This is a genomic window from Methylosinus sp. R-45379 (genome assembly GCF_001644125.1).
Lineage (GTDB): Bacteria > Pseudomonadota > Alphaproteobacteria > Rhizobiales > Beijerinckiaceae > Methylosinus.
This window is the reverse complement of record NZ_LUUM01000104.1, coordinates 1-1,545: the sequence shown is the minus strand read 5'-3', so window position 1 is coordinate 1,545 and position 1,545 is coordinate 1. Positions and strand designations below refer to the sequence as shown.

Below are 1,545 nucleotides of genomic sequence, written 5' to 3'. Positions count from 1 at the left end.
TCTTCTCAGCCTATCAGTCTTCTCAGTCTATCAGTGTCTCAGCCTATCAGTCTTCTCAGCCTATCAGTCTGCTCAGTCTCTCAGGGGCGCGATGGTCGTCATACTAAGACGTATGCTGTCGCACTCAAAGCTTAGCCATGAGCGATTTTTTCGACGTGACGCCCCCAAGCGTCGAGCGCCTCCCGCTTTTCGTCCGCCCAATCGTGGCGCTGATAGATTCCGACAATTCCGGCCCGGCTTCCCGACACATGGTTGAGAACGGCCTCTGTCACTTCGAGCCGCACGCCGAGACGCTGCAGCCCTGTCGCGGTCGTGCGTCGAAGGTCATGAAGACGCCACGGCTCCACAGTTTCGGGCTCGTCGTCGCCGCGCTCCGCAGCGATCTTCCGTAGCGCGGCGAGCATTCTTTCGTCGAGCGCCGCCTTGCTCTTCGAATAGCCGTTGAACGGCCCGTCGCTGCGTCCGAGAAAGACCAGCCCCTTGCCTTTCTTTCCGACGATCGCCAATGTTTGCTGCGAAAGCGGCACGACATGCGGCGCCCCGTTTTTCGTTCGCGCTGGTGGAATTGTCCAGCAATCGCGCTCGCCTCCGATTTCTTCCCAAACCATACCGCCGACCTCTTCGCGCCGTTGGCCAGTGAGAATCAGCGTGCGCACAATGCGCTCGAACGTTCCGGCACCTTCCGTCGCGCGCCACAGAGCTGCCAACTCGTCATCCGAGAGAACGCGGTCGCGCTTGGCGACCGGCGCGAGTGGAAGGTTCGAGAATGGATTCGCCGAGAGCGCGCCGCGTTTCATGCCCCATGTGAAAGCCGCCCGGCCATACGCCGCAGTTCGAGTCGCCATGGCCGCGCTGCCGCGGCGCGTCAGCTCGTCGAGAACTGTCACGACGACGGCACGCGTCAGATCCGCGGCCGGCGAAGCAAGTTGGCGATCGAAGGCGAAGCGCAATGCGCGCTCGGCCTCGGCGGCGTAGCGAGGGCGCTTATTCGCCAAGTGGAGCGCTTGCCAATCCTCTATCAGTCGCTCGAGCGTGAATGTGTCCCGCGCGGTCTTCTCCTTCGCCGATGCGGCCGCGGCTTTTCTCTCGACGGCAGGGTCACGGCCTTGCGCAACCTGCCCAAGGATCGCCCGAACCGCGTCGCGCGCATCGGCGAGGGAAATGCCGTCACAACGGCCGAGAGGAATTCTCCGCTTCGCGCCGCCTGGCGCCGTGTACTGAGCGAGGAACGTCTTTCCGCCGCTCGCTGTCACGCGCACGGCGAGGCCCCGTTGTTCGTCGTCGAAGAAAAGAGCGTCCTTCCGCGGCGCCGGACTGGCAAGCTTGTCGATGCGAGCGAGCGTGAACTTCATGCGGACCTCTTGCGGACCTGTGCGGACCTCGGTCTAATACGTCTCATGTCGTATTAAGACGCAAGCGCGCTGTAGTCAAGCTATTGAAAATAAGTAATTTAGTTGCGAAATGATACGACGTAAAGCGACGCGAAGCGACATGAGACGACCAAGTGTCGCTTATTTGTAATCAGTAGGTCGCAGGTTCGAATCC

Annotated in this window: 1 protein-coding gene; it reads right to left on the bottom strand. The window is 61.2% G+C overall.

All coding sequences use genetic code 11. From position 1 onward, the window contains the following. Nucleotides 1-131 precede the first annotated feature (131 nt). Nucleotides 132-1,352 (bottom strand): site-specific integrase, encoded by a 1,221-nt coding sequence (locus A1351_RS26120; protein ID WP_064032397.1) that lies wholly within the window; start codon nt 1,350-1,352, stop codon nt 132-134. Nucleotides 1,353-1,545 lie beyond the last annotated feature (193 nt).

Excerpts from the sequence above, each read along its gene's own strand:
- A1351_RS26120 (WP_064032397.1), bottom strand. The coding sequence starts at position 1,352 with ATGAAGTTCACGCTCGCTCGCATCGACAAGCTTGCCAGTCCGGCGCCG.